This window comes from Halomonas sp. N3-2A (assembly GCF_002216165.1).
In the GTDB taxonomy this organism is placed as follows: Bacteria; Pseudomonadota; Gammaproteobacteria; order Pseudomonadales; family Halomonadaceae; genus Vreelandella.
This window is the reverse complement of sequence record NZ_CP022286.1, coordinates 2,578,449-2,596,182: the sequence shown is the minus strand read 5'-3', so window position 1 is coordinate 2,596,182 and position 17,734 is coordinate 2,578,449. Positions and strand designations below refer to the sequence as shown.

The following is a 17,734-nucleotide window of genomic DNA, read 5'->3' as shown; positions in this document are numbered from 1 at the left end:
TCAGTCTTCCTTGCGTTCAGACGGTAGTATTAACTTGGCACTCAGTTGCCAGCATTTTGCTTGGCTTTTAGGCGAGCCAGAACATCGCTTCCTGATGTTTGCTGTTTACCGATACCCGCCTGGGAAAGGCGTGCTTCCAAGTCAGCGCCGGAGTCTTGTGCTTGCATTGATTCACCGATCTTAAGCTTTTCAGCCTGGAGGGCTTGGCGCTCTTTAATGCGTTCAAGAGAGGCAACGGCACTGTTCATGCTAGCGTTTTGTCCAGCGTGTTGAGACGCAACAGCAGCCTGTGCTTTTTGCGCGGCTTCAGTGGCCTTGACGTGGGACATCTGCTGCTCAACGCGGCGAATTTCACTTTTCGATTTAGCGATGGTCGACTTTAGTGCTTCGATAGTGCCATCGTATTGGGTGACATTGGCCTGAGCGATTTCGCACTCGCTTTCCAGGCGGGCAATTTCCCCAGCGACTTCTTCAGCTAAGCTCTGCTCGCCTTTTTCAAGCGCGGCCATGGCGCTTTTTTCATACTCGGCCATTTTATCCGACAGCGTATCCACTTCCTTGGCGGCAAGGTTACGCCTGGCCATGATGGTCGTGAGTTCTTCATTGGCCCGGTTCATTGCTGTTTTAGCGTCACGCAGTTCCTGCTCCATGATACGAATCCCCTGACTATCGACAATCGCTTCGCCGGTTTCAGTGGCTTTGCCGCGCAGGGCGGTAAACATTTTGCGTAGTAACATCGGGTAACTCCTTAAGTCGAACCAATCCGACGCTTGCGCGCGGGACGAACAACAGGGTGATACTTAACAACAGGCGATACTTGGCTGGTGCCTGGATCACGTAAACTCGTGAGTATTTAAATCAACCGATTAAATCGGCAATTTCCAGTGCAGCCTGAGCGCAAGCTTCGACTTCAGCACTGATGGCCTCAAGTTTGCAGTCTGCAAACAGTTGGCCATAGACCACATAGTAATCTTCGTCACCCAGGGTGTGGATGCCAACACTGACTAGCGGTAGGGTCATGCCTAAGCGTAACAAAGCATCGTTGAAGGTATGGATATTCTCAACCGCGCTGGTGGGAGCCACTTCGGTCATCACCAACCACTCTTGCTCGCAATGCGTCAGGGTAACAGGTAAGTCGCCGTAGTCCTTGAGCGTAAACACCAGTGAATCGTTGTCTTGGTCGAGAGTGATGTCAGCGTTAGGCCAAGTCAGCTCGTTCTGTTCGACGCTGTGCTTAATCGCTTCAAGTCGTGTCTGTGTATTCATTGAGCGTATCCTAATGGTCTATCCGGCATAGGGCTGTACATAGGACTGTAACAGCCGTACCGGTGAGTGACGGTGTTGTCAGCTAAAAATTCTTCAGCATTTTACCGAATCAATCGATATTGCGTCTGCACCGATGGCAAACTAATCCGTTAGCACCCATAATGATCAACGTTTCGACGGCGAGGAGAATCCCATGAAACTGCTAAATCGCTCTGCCCTGAGCGTCAGGCCGACCCAGACCTTCGTGGACTGGATCAATGCGCTCGAACCCACCATGGGAGACGACGACCTGACCCTGGACGACGTCGAACGTGAAAGTACGGTATACCTTATCCCAGAGATGGATACCCCTGAAGCGCTGGAAACGTTTGTTCGCGAGCGCTATGTAGAGATCCTAGAGACCGAGCTGCGTGCTTGGGAAGAGGATGAGCGCCAATGGCCAGAAAAGCTTGACTGGTCACTGTTTCAAGACTTTTTACGCATTGAGCATAGCTACCTTGCGATTGACCTTGACGACGAAACCGCCCTCGAAATTTCAGAGGTTGATGACGCTCTTCTGCTCGACAATGAGCAAGACTAGCGCATTGCCGTCTTAATGTAAGCGTATTGTGGAACCGGCCCAGGCCGGTTTTATTGTTTTTAATGGTGCAGTTTAGGAACGAACCACCATGCGATTGTTTGAAACTCGGGCGGGTGACGATGGTTTGCCAGGGCCCGCGCGTGCGCTTGCCGTACTGGCACTCGTCACCGGGACGCTAATGGCGGTGGTCGACACCACCATGATTAATTTGGCACTCCCAACGATTGCCGCAGATCTTAATGTGCCTGCCTCCAGAGCGGTATGGATCACCAATTTATTCCAAGTGGTCTGCGCGGCGTTCTTATTAGTGTTCGCCGGCATAAGTGAGCTGATCACCCGCAGGCGGCTCTATTTATTTGGTTTGGCCACCTTCGTTTTCGCGGCGTTAGGGGCGGCGCTGTCGCGTAATCTAGAAACGCTACTGATATTTCGCGCCTTGCAGGGGTTAGGGGCCGCGGCCACGCTGTCCATCGGTCCGTCGCTGTATCGGGCAATTTTTCCGTCACGTCTATTGGGTAGCGCTTTAGGGCTTAGCGCGTTAGTGGTGGCCGGTGGCTATGCAGCCGGCCCAACGTTGAGCGGCGTCATCCTCTCGTTTGTCGACTGGCCCTGGTTGTTTGCGCTTAATGTTCCGCTTGGTGTGTGTTCGCTATGGCTGGCTAGTCGTGCGTTGCCGCGAGATAAGCCACGCCGGGGCAGCTTTGATGTGCTGGGTGCACTGCTGTCGATGCTGATGCTAGCCAGCTTCTTTCTCGCAATGGATGCAGTTGGCCATGCTGCACCGCTATGGCAAAGCGGTGGCTGGGCGGTGATAGCGGTGCTGGCTTGTGGGCTGTTTATTCGACGCCAGCGCTACGCACCTTATCCGCTGTTACCGCTGAGTATATTTGCTGAAAAACGCTTTACGCTGGCTGTTTCAGCGTCAGGGTTGGCCTTTATCGGTCAGGGGCTAACGTTTGTTGCGCTGTCGTTTTTTTATCAGGAGCAGATGGGATTCTCGCCACTGGAGACAGCTTGGTTGTTCACCCCTTGGCCGTTAGCGATTATGGTGGTTGGCCCTCTAGCGGGTCGTTTAGCTGACCGGATCAACCCGAGTCTTCTTTCAAGCGCAGGCTTGATACTGCTGATTATTGGGTTAGTGGCGCTAGCACTCGTGGATGAATCTACCGGCGTGGCAGGCAGCCTGTGGCGCACCGCCTTGTGTGGCATCGGGTTTGGTCTGTTTCAGCCACCTAACAACCGCGAAATGATGGGCAGTCTTCCGCCTGAGCGAAGCGCTAATGTCTCCGGCGTGATGAGCACTACCCGTACCGTTGGACAATCAGTTGGGGTGGCATTGGTAGGGGCGGCCTTGGCGTTGGGTTCACCTGTACAGATAACCCTATGGCTGGGGGCTGGCACCACGCTGCTAGCGCTAATGGCGAGCCTTTCCCGGGTGGCGTTAGCCCAGCGTGCTCTCATTGAGCGGCGGGCATCGTCTGTTAGCAAGTAAGGGCGTACAATAAATTGGTTGCTGATTGAAGGAGAAAGTACTCATGGCGATGCAGACACAGATTGAGCAGAAGTTAGCGGCGTTAACGCCCGACGTGCTGCACGTAGAAAATGAAAGCCACATGCACAACGTGCCGGCTAACGCTGAGACGCACTTTAAAGTCACCCTGGTAAGCGATAGCTTCGATGGCATCATGCCGGTGAAGCGCCATCAGCAGATTTATGCGCTGCTCGCCGATGAGCTGTCTGGGCCCGTGCATGCATTGGCGTTGCATCTGTACACTCCAACAGAGTGGCAGGCACGTGGCGGCGAGCGCCCGAATTCGCCTAACTGCCGGGGCGGCGGCCAGTGACGCCAGACGTTATTCGCCGGCAGTATTTGGATGCAATGGGCATAACAGCCTGGGCAGCCAAATATCAACTGCCTAACGCACGACCTACGGAGGCGTGCGAATGGGAAGATGCGCCTGCTGTTACTCCGCCGCGAGAGCGCCTTCAAGCGCTATTGGACGATGCACCTGCACCTCGCCCGCGTAATCAGTCACCGAAAGGCGATAGTGCTCCCGTTGCCTCTGACACGGCATCGGCATCCTCTTCGGCCCCGGCAGCAGTGCGCGCGCTGCTGGGCCAGCCTCCTGCTCCTGATAATAAGCCAGCCGACGCCCCCGTGACTGCTGCACAGGAAAGCTCTACGCAGGAAAAATCGCCTGTGAGCAAAGTCGAGCCGCTTACGTTCAGCCTTTCCTGTATGTGTGTTGGTGGGCGCTGGTTAAGCCTTCATGAGGGGGAAATAACGCCTATTGAACAGCAACTGCTGGCTAATATGCTGCGGGCAGCAGGCGTGTTGAGCGGTGAAATGCCCGCGGTGACGTATTTTAAATGGCCGCCAATGGCCAACACGTTCACGCCGGAGGAGCCGTTGGAAGAAGCGCAAGACGGAGTAGCTGCCTTTATTGCTGGCGCGGCAGGTCGGCAGGGCTGGCAGTTGGAACGCCTGTTGTGGTGGGGAGCTGACGAACTAGCCGATGATTCCCCCTTAGCGCGGGTCATGTCTGTTAGCCAGCAACGCAGCCAAACGTTGTCGCTGCCCGTGTGGCAGGGCCCTGCATTGAGGACACTTGCCGAACACGCGAGTGCCAAGCGTAAGCTTTGGCCTGCGCTGGTGTCGCTTGGTCAGCAGTGGCGTGCTGAGGTTGCCACCCAGTGATAAGCCCATTAAGCGTTGCTGATAGTGCTGCGTTACAGGCGTTAGAAGTGCAAGCTAACAGTGGCATAAGTTCGCGGCATCTCCATGACGCGCTAAACGACCCTAGTTCACAGGTGATTGGTTACTGGCAACAACCTGTATCAGTTGGCCAAGTGTCCGTTGGCGATATATTACTTGGTTATGCCATCGTGGTTCGTTTGCCATTTGAGGCAGAGCTTCAAGCGATTGGAGTGCTTCCACAGCAGCAGGGTCAGGGAATCGGTGGCAAGCTACTTGGCGAAGTGGTCGCCAGTGCTAGGCAGTGGCAAAGCGAACGCTTACTGCTCGAAGTGCGGGCAAGTAACCAACGTGCGATAAAGCTCTATCAGCACTACGAGTTTAATGAAGATGGTCGGCGGCGAGATTACTACCCGGCTGCACGGGAGGCAGCCGGGAGAGAAGATGCGCTACTGATGTCGCGCTTGCTTTAAGACACGCTATCGCTTTCGATATCTTCAAATTTGCTGAGTACGCCCTGTAAGCGACGCTCCCACTCCTCACGTTCCTGCTTTAGCAGCGCGTTTTCACCACGCAGTTCTTCGTTTTCAAGCTTCATCAATTCCAACGCCTCAACGGTGTCGGTAATTTTCTGTTCCAACTGGTTAAATAACTCAAGGCTCATGCCTACCTCCAATAACGTCGACAGGCACACTACCTGTCATAACGGGGACAAAAACGTAATTCAGTTAGGCGAGCGTAACGCCGCTGCAAGATTGCGGCAAGCGCAGTTTACACGGGTTTACGAAGATAGAGGCGAGCCGCACTTTCGCCTGCCTGGGTTTCCCGATACAGCTGCCAGTTAGTGGGTACGTTTGGAGAGAGCGACTTTTCAGTTTCCAGGTAGATCATGGCATCGTCTGCAAGCCAGCCACCGCTTTCTAATGCTGAGCAGCAGGAATCGGCTAAGCCTTGATGAAACGGTGGATCAAGGAAGACGATATCCGCAGGCTGTTGGCAGGGTTGGTTGAGAAAAGCGAGTGCATCGGTAGATACCACTCGGCCATTACTGGCGCCAAGGGTGATAATATTTTCACCAATTAGCGCGGCTACCCGGGAATCACGCTCGACAAACGTCACGTTGCTGGCGCCGCGGGAAAGGGCCTCAAAGCCTAGCGCTCCCGTGCCTGCAAAGAGGTCCAGCACTTGTTTGCCAAACAGGTGTTGGCCTAGCCAGTTGAATAGGGTCTCACGCACGCGATCAGGGGTGGGGCGTAGCCCTGGATGGTCGAGTACAGGCAGCTGACGGCGGCGAAAGTCGCCGCCGATGATGCGTAGCTTACCCGGCGGTTTGGCAGACCCGCGCCGCGCTGTCGATGAGCGAGAAGTAGAGGGGCGAGAAGAGCGTTGTCGTTTCATAACGCGGATTGTAGCGGGCTACTTATCCAAAGTCTTGGTCTGCGGTGGTAGGATAATCGCAATGTTCACCTATTTAGTCGGATGACACCTATGTTCGGTTTTTTCAAACGTAAGAAAAAGCACGACTCCCAACAGGAGCAGCAAGATCAGCGGGCGCTGTCTCAGGAGGAGCATGGCGAAGTAGAGGTTACCAAAGAGCCAGCGCTAGAGCATGAAACAGAGCAGGCCTCGCCAACAGCGGAAGCTGTTGTGCAAGAAACGTCAGTGCCTGAAACCGCGCCAGCGGAACACGGTACATCCGTTGAAGAAACCGCTGAAAAGACACAAACAAGTGAGTTAGAGCCAGCGCCTGAGCTAGCCTCTGTTCCAGAACCAGAACCAGAACCAGAACCAGAACCAGAACCAGAACCAGAACCAGAGCCAGAGCCAGAGCCAGAGCCAGAGCCAGAGCCAGAGCCAGAGCCAGAGCCAGAGCCAGAGCCAGAGCCAGAGCCAGAGCCAGAGCCAGAGCCAGAGCCAGAGCCAGAGCCAGAGCCAGAGCCGGCCACAATGCCTGCCCCTAAACCGGCCCTTCAAGAGAAGCCCGTGGCCGAAAAAGGCGAAAAGAGAGGCTGGTTCGCTCGTATTAAGTCAGGGCTAGGCAAAACCCGCGCCAACCTAACGGACGGTATTGCCGATCTGTTTTTAGGCAAAAAGCAGATTGATGATGAGCTGTTGGAAGACCTTGAGACCCAACTGCTGATGGCGGATGTAGGCATTGAAGCCACGAGTGAGATTATTGAGCGTCTTGAAGCGCGCGTTTCGCGCAAAGAACTGAATAACCCAGAAGCGCTTTATCGCGGGTTACAAGAAGAGCTGGCGTTGATGCTGGCGCCGGTAGCGACGCCGCTAAGTTTTGAAAAAGAGAGTGACGGGCCTTTTGTCATTCTCGTGGTAGGTGTTAATGGCGTAGGTAAAACAACAACTATCGGTAAGCTGACCCAGCGTTTTCAGCGTGAAGGTAAAAGCGTCATGCTCGCCGCAGGCGACACCTTCCGTGCAGCGGCGGTTGAGCAGCTTAAAGTGTGGGGCGAACGTAACAACGCGCCGGTGATTGCGCAGCACACGGGTGCTGATAGCGCTTCAGTGATTTACGACGCGGTGGCGGCTGCCAAATCACGTGGCGTGGATGTGTTGATTGCCGACACGGCAGGCCGGCTGCACAACAAGAGCCATCTGATGGAGGAGTTGAAAAAAGTCCATCGGGTCATGCAGAAGCTGGATGGCACTGCTCCTCATGAGGTGATGTTGGTGCTGGATGCGGGGACAGGGCAGAACGCCATTTCCCAGGCCAGCACATTTAACGACGCCGTGCCGATCAGTGGCATTACGCTGACTAAGCTGGACGGTACCGCCAAGGGTGGGATTATTTTCGCATTGGCGAAGCAGCTAAAAACACCGATTCGCTTTATTGGTGTAGGCGAAGGGCTGGATGATCTCCGCCCCTTTGAGGCAGATGACTTTGTTAACGCGCTGTTTGATCGGCAAGGGGATGATGGCCGCGCATGATCGCTTTTGAACATGTGGGTAAGCGCTATGGAGGGCGCTTTGAGGCGCTGGCACACCTAAATTTTCGCGTTGCAAGAGGCGAAATGGTGTTCCTGACCGGGCATTCTGGTGCTGGCAAAAGCTCGTTGCTGCGACTGATTATGCGCCTCGAAAAGCCTAGCCGAGGCCGAGTTGTGGTGGCTGGGCACGACATTGCCGAGCTCCACGCCAGCCAAGTGCCGTTTTACCGTCGTCAAATTGGCGTGGTGTTTCAAGATCACCAACTGCTGTTTGATCGCAGCGTGTTCCGCAATGTATCTCTGCCGCTAGAAATTCAGGGGGTAGAGCCACGCGAAACGGCGCGGCGCGTTCGTGCAGCATTGGATAAGGTCGGGCTTTTACACCGCGAAAAAGCGCTACCGGTAGAACTTTCCGGCGGTGAGCAGCAGCGAGTGGGCATTGCCCGCGCGGTGGTTAATAAGCCAGCTCTGCTGCTTGCTGATGAACCTACTGGTAACTTAGACCCACAGCTTTCTGCCGACATTATGGCGCTGTTTGAAGACTTCAATCGTATTGGCACCACCGTGATGGTTGCCAGTCACGACTTAGCGCTGATTGCGCGACTACGTCACCGCATTTTGCGTTTGCAGGATGGCCGTCTGGTGGCTGATGAGGGGGCCGTATGAAACGTGCCGCGACACCCCGTCCTATAGGCGCAGCGCCCAAGGGGAAACGACAAACGGCCAAAACTCCCAGTGAGCCACCCGCCGAGCGGCGTGGTGCACGTTCACAGCAAACACGTTTTAGCAGCCGCTTACGCGCCTGGGGACGCCATCACCGTGCAATGGCATTGGATAGCCTTTATCGCCTGGTACGCCATCCTGTGGGTAATTTGCTAACCATGCTGGCCATCGCCATAGCGTTAGTCTTGCCTGCGGCGCTTTGGTTAACCTTGGATAGCGCCAAGCTGCTAGACGCAGAACTGGATGAGAGTGCAACCCTCACCGTTTATTTGGAAACGACCGTAGACGCTGCACAGTCCGTTCGCATTGAAGAAGCGGTTATTGCGGACGAAGGCGTCGAAACGACGCGTCTCATTAGCGCCGAGCAAGGTATGGTTGAGTTTCAGCAGTCGCTGGGGATAGAAGACACCCTGGCAGGACTTGACGATAACCCACTGCCGGCCAGTATTGTGATTTATCCACACAGCGTTGAACCCGCCGCTATGGCACAACTGGCACAGCGCTTGGAAGCGTTCTCTGGGGTAGACGAGGTGCGCGTGGACTTGGCGTGGGTAGAACGTTTGCGTCATTTGGCGGATCTTGGCCGACGGGTGGCGCTCGCGCTTGGGGTGCTGTTTGGCTGTGGTGTGCTGCTGGTGGTGGGCAACACTATCCGTCTTTCGGTTGAGAGCCGACGACGAGAAATCGAAGTCGTGATGCTTATTGGTGCGACCCATGCCTTTGTTCGTCGACCCTTCCTTTATAGCGGGGCTTGGTACGGCGTGGGAGGCGGTCTGCTGGCGCTGGGATTATTGGGATTTGGCAACCACTGGCTGTCGATGCCTGTTGCTGCCTTGGCGGCAAGCTACGGAGCGAACTTTGTGTTGCCGCAGTTAGATATGACAGGCTCTACAATTCTGCTATCTTGCAGTACACTACTGGGCTGGCTGGGAGCTTGGTTGGCTGTCACACGCCATCTCTCTAGCATACGCCCGCGTTGATTATGTTTGTTATGCGGTCAGTAGCGGGAATTTCCACCCCGTTTTGTGTCTTATGCAGTGAATGCATCGGTCATTTGAACCTTATGCTTAGGCTAAGGTCTTAGAGTTAACGGAACACCAACCACGATAGGTTTTAAGGGAGACCACCTGCACATGAGCACTAGTCTTCTACCGGTGGGTCAGCTTTCTCCAGGTCACGATCTGGGCGGCTATATTCAAGCGGTTAACGGCATCCCCGTACTAAGCGTTGATGAAGAGCGTGAGCTTGCATTCCGCCTCCACGATGAAGGCGACTTGGAAGCAGCACGCCGTTTGGTGCTATCGCACCTGCGTTTTGTTGTGCATATTGCTCGTAGTTACTCGGGTTATGGTCTGCCGCAGGCTGACCTGATTCAAGAAGGTAACGTCGGTCTAATGAAAGCCGTTAAGCGTTTCGACCCTAATCAAGGCGTTCGCTTGGTATCATTTGCCGTGCATTGGATCAAAGCGGAAATTCACGAGTTTGTGCTGCGCAATTGGCGTATCGTCAAAATTGCCACCACGAAAGCTCAGCGCAAGCTGTTTTTTAATCTGCGTAGCGCCAAAAAACGCTTAGCCTGGCTAAATAACGATGAAGTTAACGCGATTGCGGAAGACCTCAACGTAAAGCCAGAAGTAGTGCGCGATATGGAAGGGCGTCTGTCGGCTTACGATGCAGGCTTTGATGCCTCTCCTAGCGACGACGAAGAGAGTACCTATCAAGCACCGGCGTATTTTTTAGATGACGCTTCCGCTGATCCGGCAACGCTGCTGGAAGACAGTAACTTTGAGGAAGATTCAACGCGTCGCTTACAGCTAGCCTTGAAAGGCCTTGATGAGCGTTCGCGGGACATCTTACAGCGTCGCTGGCTCACTGATAACAAAGCGACACTGCACGATCTAGCCGATGTTTATGGCGTCAGCGCTGAGCGCATTCGCCAGCTCGAAAAGAATGCGATGAAAAAGCTGCGCCAAAAAATGGGCGAAGCTATCGCTGCTTAATCAAGTACGTATATCGGGTAAGTACATTAGATAAACACCCCGAAGGCTCTGCCTTCGGGGTGTTTTTATTGGGCGTGAATGCTGTGTCAACGCTTTCTAAGCCGATTGTACGGCTGCTCGTAACAGCTGGCTAGACAGCAGTGCCCATTGGTCTTCCCAGTACTCGGTTGGCAAGCGCTTGAAATCACTGCGCACATACTGAGAAATACGCCCTTCAGCCTGAGCGATCAGCAGGTTGGCTGCTGCTGAAGCCGATATGCTAGTGCGTAGCCCCTCGCGCAGCTCAGCTTCCCGCAGTATCTGTTTTAACTGGGTTTCCAAGCGTTCAAACAGTTGGTGAACGCGCTGGCGCAGCCGGGCCGTTTCGCCAGTCAGTACATCTCCTCCCAGTACCCTGGCAAGCCCAGGGTTCTTTTCGGCAAAGCCGAGAAGCAGGGCCAAGATAGTGCCGCACCGAGACGCCGCATCGGGGATATCTTCTAGGATGCGGGTAATGCGCGCAAAGATGCTTTCTTCAATGAAGTCGATCAGCCCCTCAAACATGCGCGCTTTGCTGGGGAAATGCCGGTATAGCGCTGCTTCTGAGACACCAACCTGGCGGGCAAGCGCTGCAGTTGTGATGCGCTTGCCGCTATCCTCTTCCAGCATAACGGCTAACGCTTGCAGGATTTGCTCCCGGCGGCGAGGTTTTTGTTCGTCATTCATGACGTTAACACTCCGTCGCGGTTAACCTGCGTCAGTAATCAGGGTGCCTACCCCAGCATTGGTAAAGATTTCCAGCAAGACCGCATGGGGAACGCGGCCGTCGATAATGTGGGCGCTGTTAACGCCGCCTTTCACCGCATCTAGCGCACAGCGTATTTTGGGCAGCATACCACCGTATATCGTGCCGTCGGCAATTAAAGCGTCAACTTGAGCGGTGGTTAGACCCGTTAACACCTCTCCTTCACTGTTCATCAGGCCCGCGACGTTGGTCAAGAGCATCAGTTTTTCAGCGTTGAGTGCCTCGGCCAGTTTACCTGCTACCAAGTCGGCGTTGATGTTATAGCTGTGCCCCTCACCGTCAACGCCGATCGGTGCAATCACCGGAATGAAATCTCTAGCGGCAAGCATCTCAATAAGGTCGGTGGAGATAGACTCCACTTCGCCTACGTGGCCAATATCGATAATTTCTGGAACGGTCATTTCAGGGCTTTGGTGCTCTACTTTCAGCTGCCGAGCACGAATTTGCGCGCCATCTTTGCCGGTTAAACCAATGGCTTTGCCGCCGCTTTGATTGATCAGATTCACAATGCTTTTATTGACTAGACCCCCTAGCACCATCTCTACGACATCCATGGTTTGGGAGTCGGTCACTCGCATGCCGTTCACAAAGCGTGATTCGATATTCAGTTTTTCCAGTAGGCTGCCAATTTGTGGCCCGCCCCCATGGACGACGACTGGGTTAATACCGACCTCTTTCATCAGCACGATGTTGCGCGCGAATGAATCGATCAAAGTGTCTTCAGTCATAGCGTTGCCGCCATATTTAACGACAACCGTTTTGCCCGAAAATTGCTGGATATAGGGGAGGGCTTCTGACAATACCTCTACAACGACCTGGGGGTCGCGGCTAGTTGAACTCATGACGTTGTCCCTTTTGATTTTTTTCCGTCGCTACTTTTTTTATCGCGACCGTTATTACAGCGCGAGCATTGGCTTTTCCATGCGGCGTGTTGTCTCGTACTTGTATTGTGTTGCGCGTTCGCTTGGCGCGATCACTTTTTTACTGTTCACCCTGTCGTATTTGTTTGCATTATTGAGGTTCAGGGATCGTCAGTGCTGGCGAGATCTCTGCCAGGGCATTGGCAAACCGCGCTTTTATTCGGCTAAGTGCTGCGGCATCACTGCCCTCAAAGCGTAGTACTAGCGCAGGTGTGGTGTTGGAGGCTCGGCAAAGTCCCCAGCCATCGGCATAGTCCACGCGAATGCCATCAATCGTGGTTTTGATACCTTCGCCGAAGTCGCCCTCTCTAGCAAGCTTCTTGATAAGCGCAAATTTGTCTTCATCGGCGACCGTGATATTAATTTCTGGCGTGCTGATATCTTGTGGAAATTGATCAAATAATTCATCAGCACTGCCAGTGTATCGCGCTAGAATTTCAAGCAAGCGGGCCGCGGCGTAGAGGCCGTCGTCAAATCCGTACCAACGCTCCTTGAAGAAAATATGCCCGCTCATCTCACCGCCCAGCTCAGCACCGGTTTCCCGCATGCGTGCTTTGATCAGTGAATGCCCGGTGCGCCACATTTCCGGTTCGCCGCCAGCGTCGCTAATAACTCTTGCCAGGTTACCGGTGCACTTGATGTCGAAGATCACCTTGGCACCGGGGGTGCGTGACAGCATATCAGCTGCAAATACCATCAGTAGATGGTCAGGATAAATCATCCGGCCACTTGGTGTGACAACGCCTAAGCGATCGCCGTCGCCGTCAAAAGCCAAGCCAATATCGGCACCTGTTTCCTTAACGCTGTGGATCAAGTCGCGCAGGTTTTCAGGTTTGCCTGGGTCGGGGTGATGGTTCGGGAAGTGCCCATCAATGTCGGCAAATAATGGGGTGGTTTTTACCCCCAGGCGCTCGATAAGCTGCGGGCCCAGCTCTCCGGCAACCCCGTTGCCACAATCCACAACCGCGCTCAGTGGGCGTTCAATCTGGATGTCGCTAATAATTCTTTCCAGATACGCCGTGCGCAGATCGTGCTGGCGAACGCTGCCTTGGCCGCTGGTGAGATCGTTTGCTTGGATGCGCTCATAGAGGGCGGTGATAGCATCACCGGAGAGCGTTTCACCCGCTAAGACGATTTTGAAGCCGTTGTAGTCAGGTGGGTTGTGACTGCCGGTTAGCATTACCCCAGAGCAGCTTTCAGGCAGTGTATGGGTGGCGAAATAAAGCACGGGGGTGGGCACCATGCCGATATCGATAACGTCTCGTCCTGAGGCTGTTAGGCCACGAATCAGCGCTGCTTGCAGATGTGGCCCGGAAAGTCGTCCATCACGGGCAACAATGACCGTTTGCTCGCCCCTAGCGGCGGCTTCAGAACCAATGGCTTGGCCAATGAGTTCAGTGGTGGTCTCGCTCAGCGTATCGTCCACAATGCCGCGAATGTCGTAAGCACGAAATATCGACGCGGGTACGTTCATTGTCGCTCCTAGATATGCGCTAAAACAGCGCTTGGCTTATTGGCTGCCTGTACTGCCAAAACCACCGCTGCCGCGAGTGGAGTCTTCAAAGGCATCGACAATGGTAAGTTCCGCTTGCACGACAGGGACAACGACATACTGAGCGAGACGCTCAAAGGGCGATAACGTAAAGCTGCTTTGACCACGGTTCCACACGGATACCATCAGTTCGCCCTGGTAATCAGAGTCGATGAGACCGACGAGGTTGCCCAGCACGATACCGTGCTTATGACCTAGCCCGGAGCGAGGCAAGATCATGCCTGCCAAACCAGGATCTTCTATGTAAATGGCAAGGCCTGTTCGTACTAACTGGCAGTCACCAGGTGCAAGCACCAGTGGTTCATCTAGCAGTGCTCGCAAATCCATCCCCGCTGAGCCTGTTGTTGCATAAGAGGGAAGGTAGTCGTGCAGGCGTTCATCCAATACTTTGCACTGCAGGCGTGGGCGAGAACCGCTCATGATAATTCTCCGGAGGATTGAGAGGGTAATTGAGAAGGTGGTTGAGATGACCGTTGAGAAGGCAATAGTGATAGTGCGTGACGAATAATTAGCGCGGCTAGCTGGGTTTTAGGCTGAGGAGGGGCTTCCTGTTGATGGGTTCCCGTCGCAGAGCGCCACAGCAGCAGAGCGGCATTGTTATCGCTGCCAAAACCGAGCCCCTGCTGGGAAACGTCGTTGGCTACGATCATATCTAGCCCTTTGCGGGTCAATTTATCTTCCGCATAGCGAGCGACATCCTGAGTCTCGGCGGCGAAGCCCACCACAAAAGGGCGTTGGTCAGTAGGCAGCGCGGAAACATCGGCAATAATGTCAGGATTCTTGACCAGCGTAAGCGTTAGCGTATCGCTGTCGTCGGTTTTTTTGATTTTATGCTCGGCAGCGCTGGCAGCGCGGTAGTCAGCGACCGCAGCGCAGCCAATAAATAGGCCAGCATGGGGGGCGAGTGTTAACGCTTCGTGATGCATTTGTGCGGCGGTTTCCACATCGATGCGTTCAACGCCGTGAGGAGTGGGGAGATTAACTGGGCCGCTTATCAGGGTTACTCGTGCTCCCTGAGCCGCAGCTTCAGCGGCCAGTGCGTAACCCATTTTCCCTGAGCTGTGGTTGGATAGATAGCGCACGGGATCCAGCGCCTCGCGGGTGGGACCCGCAGTAATCACTACGTGCGGTGCAGAAGCAGATGCTGGTGCTGGTGCTGGTGCTGGTGATTTGGCAGCAGAAGCAAAATGCTGTGCTAAGAAATCAACAATAACCTCGGGTTCGCTCATTCGCCCAGGACCGACGTCGCCACACGCTTGGTCACCTGCTGCTGGCCCGATCAACTGCCAGCCATCGTTGGCTAGCTGAGAGACATTGCGTTGGGTTGCAGGGTGTCGCCACATGGCCTGATTCATGGCCGGTGCAATCAACTTGGGTGCTTCACAGGCTAGGCACAGAGTGGTTAGCAAGTCGTCAGCCATGCCATGTACCAATCGGGCGATCAAATCAGCCGTTGCTGGGGCAATCAATACGGCATCTGCCCAGCGGGCTAGCTCAATATGCCCCATACCAGCCTCTGCTTCAGGATCAAGCAACGAGGTGCGTACTGGCTCCCCTGAAAGCGCCTGAAGCGTTAACGGCGTAATAAACGCTTGAGCACCCTCGGTCATTACCACGCGAACCTCACAGCCGGCTTGCTTGAGTAACCGAACAATCAGCGCGCTTTTATAAGCCGCAATGCCGGCACTAATGCCAAGCAGCAGGCGCTTTCCAGCAAGTGACGTTAACGGGGATGGCGATAATAAGGCCATGATGGGTAGTCCCATGTAGCGTTTGTTAAAGGTGAGTACCATACCATTTGACGGGTTATTTTGGCATGCTCAAGCAGCAGTTGGAAAAGCCAGTTTGGGTGGGCGCAGTAGCAAACGCTGATGGTGCTATCAGGGGTGGGCAAGGAGGCGGCGATGGGGATTAATCACTGGCCGGAAGGTGAGCGGCCACGCGAGAAGTTATTGAACATGGGGGTGCAGGCGCTTTCAGACGCTGAGCTACTGGCCATTTTTTTGCGAGTAGGCGTGCAGGGGCGCTCTGCGGTGGATCTGGCACGGGATTTGTTGGCCAGTTTTGGTGGTTTGAGGCAGCTTTTGGAGGCGGATCAGGATCAGTTTTGTGCGGCTCGAGGGCTTGGTAGTGCGAAATTTGCCCAGCTTCAGGCGACCCTGGAGCTTTCTAGACGTCATTTGGCGAGCCAGCTTGCCCGTGGCAATGCGCTCACATCGCCGTCGCTTGTGCGTCATTACTTAAGCTCCCAGCTTCGTCATCTGGGTCATGAAGAGTTTGCCGTGCTTTTTTTAGATACACAGCATCGAATTATTCGCTATGAATCCCTATTTCGCGGTACCCTAGACAGCGCATCCGTTTACCCCCGCGAAGTAGCCAAGCGTGCGCTTGAATTACACGCTGGTGCTGTCATCCTGGCTCACAACCACCCATCGGGTGTTGCTGAACCAAGCGATGCTGATCGACGTATTACTGAACGTCTAAAAGATGCCCTTGCACTCTTCGATGTGCGAGTGCTTGATCATTTCGTGGTGGGGGACGGTAACGTGGTTTCGTTTGCCGAGCGCGGTTGGCTATAGCAATTAATGAAAAGGGTGCGACGACAAAATCTCGTCGTTTACCTAAGTAAATTGTCCAAAAGATGCCTTTTTTGGCATTTTGGGGCGTTTTTGCTTGCTGGTAGCCGGGTGCTCTGGTATAAAGTGCCACCTTTAAACTTGGGTTGAATAACGGATTTGGGTACAGCTAGGCAGTTCACTGCGTCGACTCCCTCCCTGCTCCGGTTTGCCCGACAGTTTTGAACAACTCGCCAAGCGGTTGGAGGCTCTCATGTCCAAAGTATGTCAGGTTACCGGCAAGCGTCCGGTAACTGGTAATAACGTTTCTCACTCCCAGCGTAAGACACGTCGTCGTTTCTTGCCGAACCTGCACACCCATCGTTTTTGGGTTGAATCTGAAAACCGCTTCGTCAAGCTGCGCGTTTCCTCTAAAGGAATGCGTATCATCGACAAGAAAGGTATCGAAACGGTTCTGGCTGATATCCGCAAACGCGGCGACGCCATCTAAGCTAGCATTTTGGGAGAGTTAAACCATGCGCGATAAGATCAAGCTGGTGTCTAGTGCCGGTACAGGCCACTTCTACACCACTGATAAGAACAAGCGGAATACACCGGATAAGTTCGAATTCAAGAAATACGACCCGGTCGTCCGTAAGCACGTTATCTACAAGGAAGCTAAGATCAAGTAATCGCGATTACAATGATCGGCTTTCACCGCAGGCGAGTGCCTGTTGAAAAACCCGGCCCTAAGCCGGGTTTTTGCATGCCCGGTATTTAGCCGCTTACTTTGTAGGTGGGCGGTATCTGTCCCTACGCTTCGGCACCGCTTAGGCGACAGAGTGGTTGTCACGGTGCTGTCATCATAGACTTTCATCATGCCCGAATTGCCTGAAGTTGAAACGACGCGACGCGGCATTGCCCCCTATTTAGAAGGGCAAGAGATTACCGAGGTGCTGGTGCGCCAGACTCGGTTACGCGTGCCGGTGCCCGAAGATCTAGCCGAGCGGCTAGTAGGAGCCCGGGTTGGCGTATTAAAGCGCCGCGCTAAGTACCTCCAAATTCCCGTGGCGACTCTCGAAGGTGAGGCCACGCTGTTGTGGCATCTAGGCATGTCGGGCAGCCTAAGGATTGCAAACGTCGGCGATTTGCCTAAAAAGCATGACCATGTTGATGTGGTGACGGCCAAAGGGCATGTGCTGCGCTACCATGACCCGCGCCGCTTTGGTTTTGTTGACTGGCAGCAGGGCGATGGCAGCTTGGATACGCGCCTTGCGCACCTTGGTCCTGAGCCGTTGGATGACGCGTTTAACGGTCGCTGGCTCTATAACGCATCGCGTAATAAACGCGTTGCGGTAAAGCCTTTTTTAATGGATAACCGCGTGGTGGTCGGTGCAGGTAATATTTACGCTGCCGAAGCGCTATTTATGGCGGGTATTGATCCCCGACGTGCCGCTGGGAAAATTTCCCTGGCCCGTTATCAGCAGCTAGCCGAGGCGGTTAAAGAGGTGCTGGCGGCAGCGATTACCCAAGGTGGCACGACACTGCGGGATTTTGTCAGTGGGCAGGGCGAGCCAGGTTACTTTGCCCAGCAGCTGAATGTATATGGGCGCCATGGGCAGCCTTGCCTGCGCTGTGGCGTTGAGCTGCGTCGTATTACTCTAGGCCAGCGGGCCAGCGTGTTTTGCCCTGGTTGCCAGCGTTAGCGGCCGCT

Annotated in this window: 22 protein-coding genes; 13 read left to right on the top strand and 9 right to left on the bottom strand. The window is 54.4% G+C overall.

Features of this window, described 5'->3' with window-relative positions; all coding sequences use genetic code 11:
• Window positions 1–41: 41 nt before the first annotated feature.
• Both CEK60_RS12170 and CEK60_RS12165 read right to left on the bottom strand, forming a co-directional pair.
• Entirely contained in the window at window positions 42–737 is a 696-nt protein-coding gene (locus CEK60_RS12170; RefSeq protein ID WP_089039253.1) for a PspA/IM30 family protein, read from the bottom strand.
• Between the two features lie 121 nt (window positions 738–858).
• Window positions 859–1,266, bottom strand: coding sequence for a DUF2170 family protein (locus tag CEK60_RS12165; protein ID WP_089039252.1), 408 nt, complete (start codon window positions 1,264–1,266; stop codon window positions 859–861).
• A 193-nt stretch (window positions 1,267–1,459) separates the two neighbouring features.
• On the opposite strand from CEK60_RS12165, the gene CEK60_RS12160 reads away from it, so the two are divergent.
• From CEK60_RS12160 to rimI, 5 genes are all read left to right on the top strand, one after another.
• On the top strand, window positions 1,460–1,846 hold the full coding sequence (locus CEK60_RS12160) for a hypothetical protein (protein ID WP_089039251.1): 387 nt from the start codon (window positions 1,460–1,462) through the stop codon (window positions 1,844–1,846).
• 88 nt (window positions 1,847–1,934) lie between these two features.
• Window positions 1,935–3,338, top strand: coding sequence for an MFS transporter (locus CEK60_RS12155; RefSeq protein ID WP_089039250.1), 1,404 nt, complete (start codon window positions 1,935–1,937; stop codon window positions 3,336–3,338).
• Window positions 3,339–3,381: 43 nt separating this feature from the next.
• Window positions 3,382–3,690, top strand: coding sequence for a BolA family protein (locus tag CEK60_RS12150; protein ID WP_089039249.1), 309 nt, complete (start codon window positions 3,382–3,384; stop codon window positions 3,688–3,690).
• A complete protein-coding gene (locus CEK60_RS12145) occupies window positions 3,687–4,544 on the top strand; it encodes a hypothetical protein (RefSeq protein ID WP_089039248.1) in 858 nt (285 codons plus the stop codon). Before CEK60_RS12150 ends, CEK60_RS12145 begins: the two co-directional genes overlap by 4 nt.
• On the top strand, window positions 4,541–5,014 hold the full coding sequence (gene rimI, locus CEK60_RS12140) for a ribosomal protein S18-alanine N-acetyltransferase (RefSeq protein WP_089039247.1): 474 nt from the start codon (window positions 4,541–4,543) through the stop codon (window positions 5,012–5,014). Before CEK60_RS12145 ends, rimI begins: the two co-directional genes overlap by 4 nt.
• On the opposite strand, the gene zapB is transcribed toward rimI, so the two are convergent.
• Entirely contained in the window at window positions 5,011–5,205 is a 195-nt protein-coding gene (gene zapB, locus CEK60_RS12135) for a cell division protein ZapB (protein ID WP_038481051.1), read from the bottom strand. The two genes, rimI and zapB, sit on opposite strands and share 4 nt — an antisense overlap.
• 107 nt (window positions 5,206–5,312) lie before the next feature.
• Complete coding sequence (gene rsmD, locus CEK60_RS12130; RefSeq protein ID WP_089039246.1) at window positions 5,313–5,939, bottom strand: 16S rRNA (guanine(966)-N(2))-methyltransferase RsmD; 627 nt, start codon at window positions 5,937–5,939, stop codon at window positions 5,313–5,315.
• Window positions 5,940–6,029: 90 nt separating this feature from the next.
• Here rsmD and ftsY point away from each other — a divergent pair, with 90 nt between their 5' ends.
• From ftsY to rpoH, 4 genes are all read left to right on the top strand, one after another.
• Window positions 6,030–7,487: a signal recognition particle-docking protein FtsY gene (ftsY, locus tag CEK60_RS12125; RefSeq protein WP_089039245.1), complete on the top strand. Its 1,458-nt coding sequence runs from the start codon at window positions 6,030–6,032 to the stop codon at window positions 7,485–7,487.
• The gene (gene ftsE / locus CEK60_RS12120) at window positions 7,484–8,152 is read left to right on the top strand and encodes a cell division ATP-binding protein FtsE (RefSeq protein WP_089039244.1); all 669 of its coding nucleotides are present in this window, start codon (window positions 7,484–7,486) and stop codon (window positions 8,150–8,152) included. Before ftsY ends, ftsE begins: the two co-directional genes overlap by 4 nt.
• Complete coding sequence (ftsX, locus tag CEK60_RS12115) at window positions 8,149–9,189, top strand: permease-like cell division protein FtsX (protein ID WP_089039243.1); 1,041 nt, start codon at window positions 8,149–8,151, stop codon at window positions 9,187–9,189. The genes ftsE and ftsX overlap by 4 nt, the downstream gene beginning before the upstream one ends.
• Before the next feature lie 153 nt (window positions 9,190–9,342).
• Window positions 9,343–10,209: an RNA polymerase sigma factor RpoH gene (rpoH, locus tag CEK60_RS12110; protein ID WP_038481065.1), complete on the top strand. Its 867-nt coding sequence runs from the start codon at window positions 9,343–9,345 to the stop codon at window positions 10,207–10,209.
• 96 nt (window positions 10,210–10,305) lie between these two features.
• Here rpoH and slmA read toward each other — a convergent pair whose 3' ends face one another.
• From slmA to coaBC, 5 genes are all read right to left on the bottom strand, one after another.
• The gene (gene slmA, locus CEK60_RS12105) at window positions 10,306–10,914 is read right to left on the bottom strand and encodes a nucleoid occlusion factor SlmA (RefSeq protein WP_089039242.1); all 609 of its coding nucleotides are present in this window, start codon (window positions 10,912–10,914) and stop codon (window positions 10,306–10,308) included.
• Between the two features lie 21 nt (window positions 10,915–10,935).
• The gene (argB, locus tag CEK60_RS12100) at window positions 10,936–11,835 is read right to left on the bottom strand and encodes an acetylglutamate kinase (protein ID WP_089039241.1); all 900 of its coding nucleotides are present in this window, start codon (window positions 11,833–11,835) and stop codon (window positions 10,936–10,938) included.
• Between the two features lie 169 nt (window positions 11,836–12,004).
• A complete protein-coding gene (locus tag CEK60_RS12095) occupies window positions 12,005–13,387 on the bottom strand; it encodes a phosphomannomutase/phosphoglucomutase (RefSeq protein WP_089039240.1) in 1,383 nt (460 codons plus the stop codon).
• A 36-nt stretch (window positions 13,388–13,423) separates the two neighbouring features.
• Window positions 13,424–13,885 (bottom strand): dUTP diphosphatase, encoded by a 462-nt coding sequence (gene dut, locus CEK60_RS12090; protein WP_089039239.1) that lies wholly within the window; start codon window positions 13,883–13,885, stop codon window positions 13,424–13,426.
• A complete protein-coding gene (gene coaBC / locus CEK60_RS12085; RefSeq protein ID WP_089040911.1) occupies window positions 13,882–15,216 on the bottom strand; it encodes a bifunctional phosphopantothenoylcysteine decarboxylase/phosphopantothenate--cysteine ligase CoaBC in 1,335 nt (444 codons plus the stop codon). Before coaBC ends, dut begins: the two co-directional genes overlap by 4 nt.
• Window positions 15,217–15,369: 153 nt before the next feature.
• Between coaBC and radC the strand changes: the two genes are divergently transcribed.
• The 4 genes from radC to mutM all read left to right on the top strand — a co-directional run bounded on the left by radC (window position 15,370) and on the right by mutM (window position 17,726).
• The gene (radC, locus tag CEK60_RS12080; protein ID WP_089039238.1) at window positions 15,370–16,044 is read left to right on the top strand and encodes a RadC family protein; all 675 of its coding nucleotides are present in this window, start codon (window positions 15,370–15,372) and stop codon (window positions 16,042–16,044) included.
• Window positions 16,045–16,294: 250 nt separating this feature from the next.
• The gene (gene rpmB, locus CEK60_RS12075; protein ID WP_038481085.1) at window positions 16,295–16,531 is read left to right on the top strand and encodes a 50S ribosomal protein L28; all 237 of its coding nucleotides are present in this window, start codon (window positions 16,295–16,297) and stop codon (window positions 16,529–16,531) included.
• A gap of 25 nt (window positions 16,532–16,556) precedes the next feature.
• On the top strand, window positions 16,557–16,712 hold the full coding sequence (gene rpmG, locus CEK60_RS12070) for a 50S ribosomal protein L33 (protein WP_009098622.1): 156 nt from the start codon (window positions 16,557–16,559) through the stop codon (window positions 16,710–16,712).
• A gap of 186 nt (window positions 16,713–16,898) precedes the next feature.
• Window positions 16,899–17,726 carry a bifunctional DNA-formamidopyrimidine glycosylase/DNA-(apurinic or apyrimidinic site) lyase gene (gene mutM, locus CEK60_RS12065; RefSeq protein WP_089039237.1) on the top strand — a complete coding sequence of 276 codons (828 nt, stop codon included), beginning with the start codon at window positions 16,899–16,901 and terminating at the stop codon, window positions 17,724–17,726.
• Window positions 17,727–17,734 lie beyond the last annotated feature (8 nt).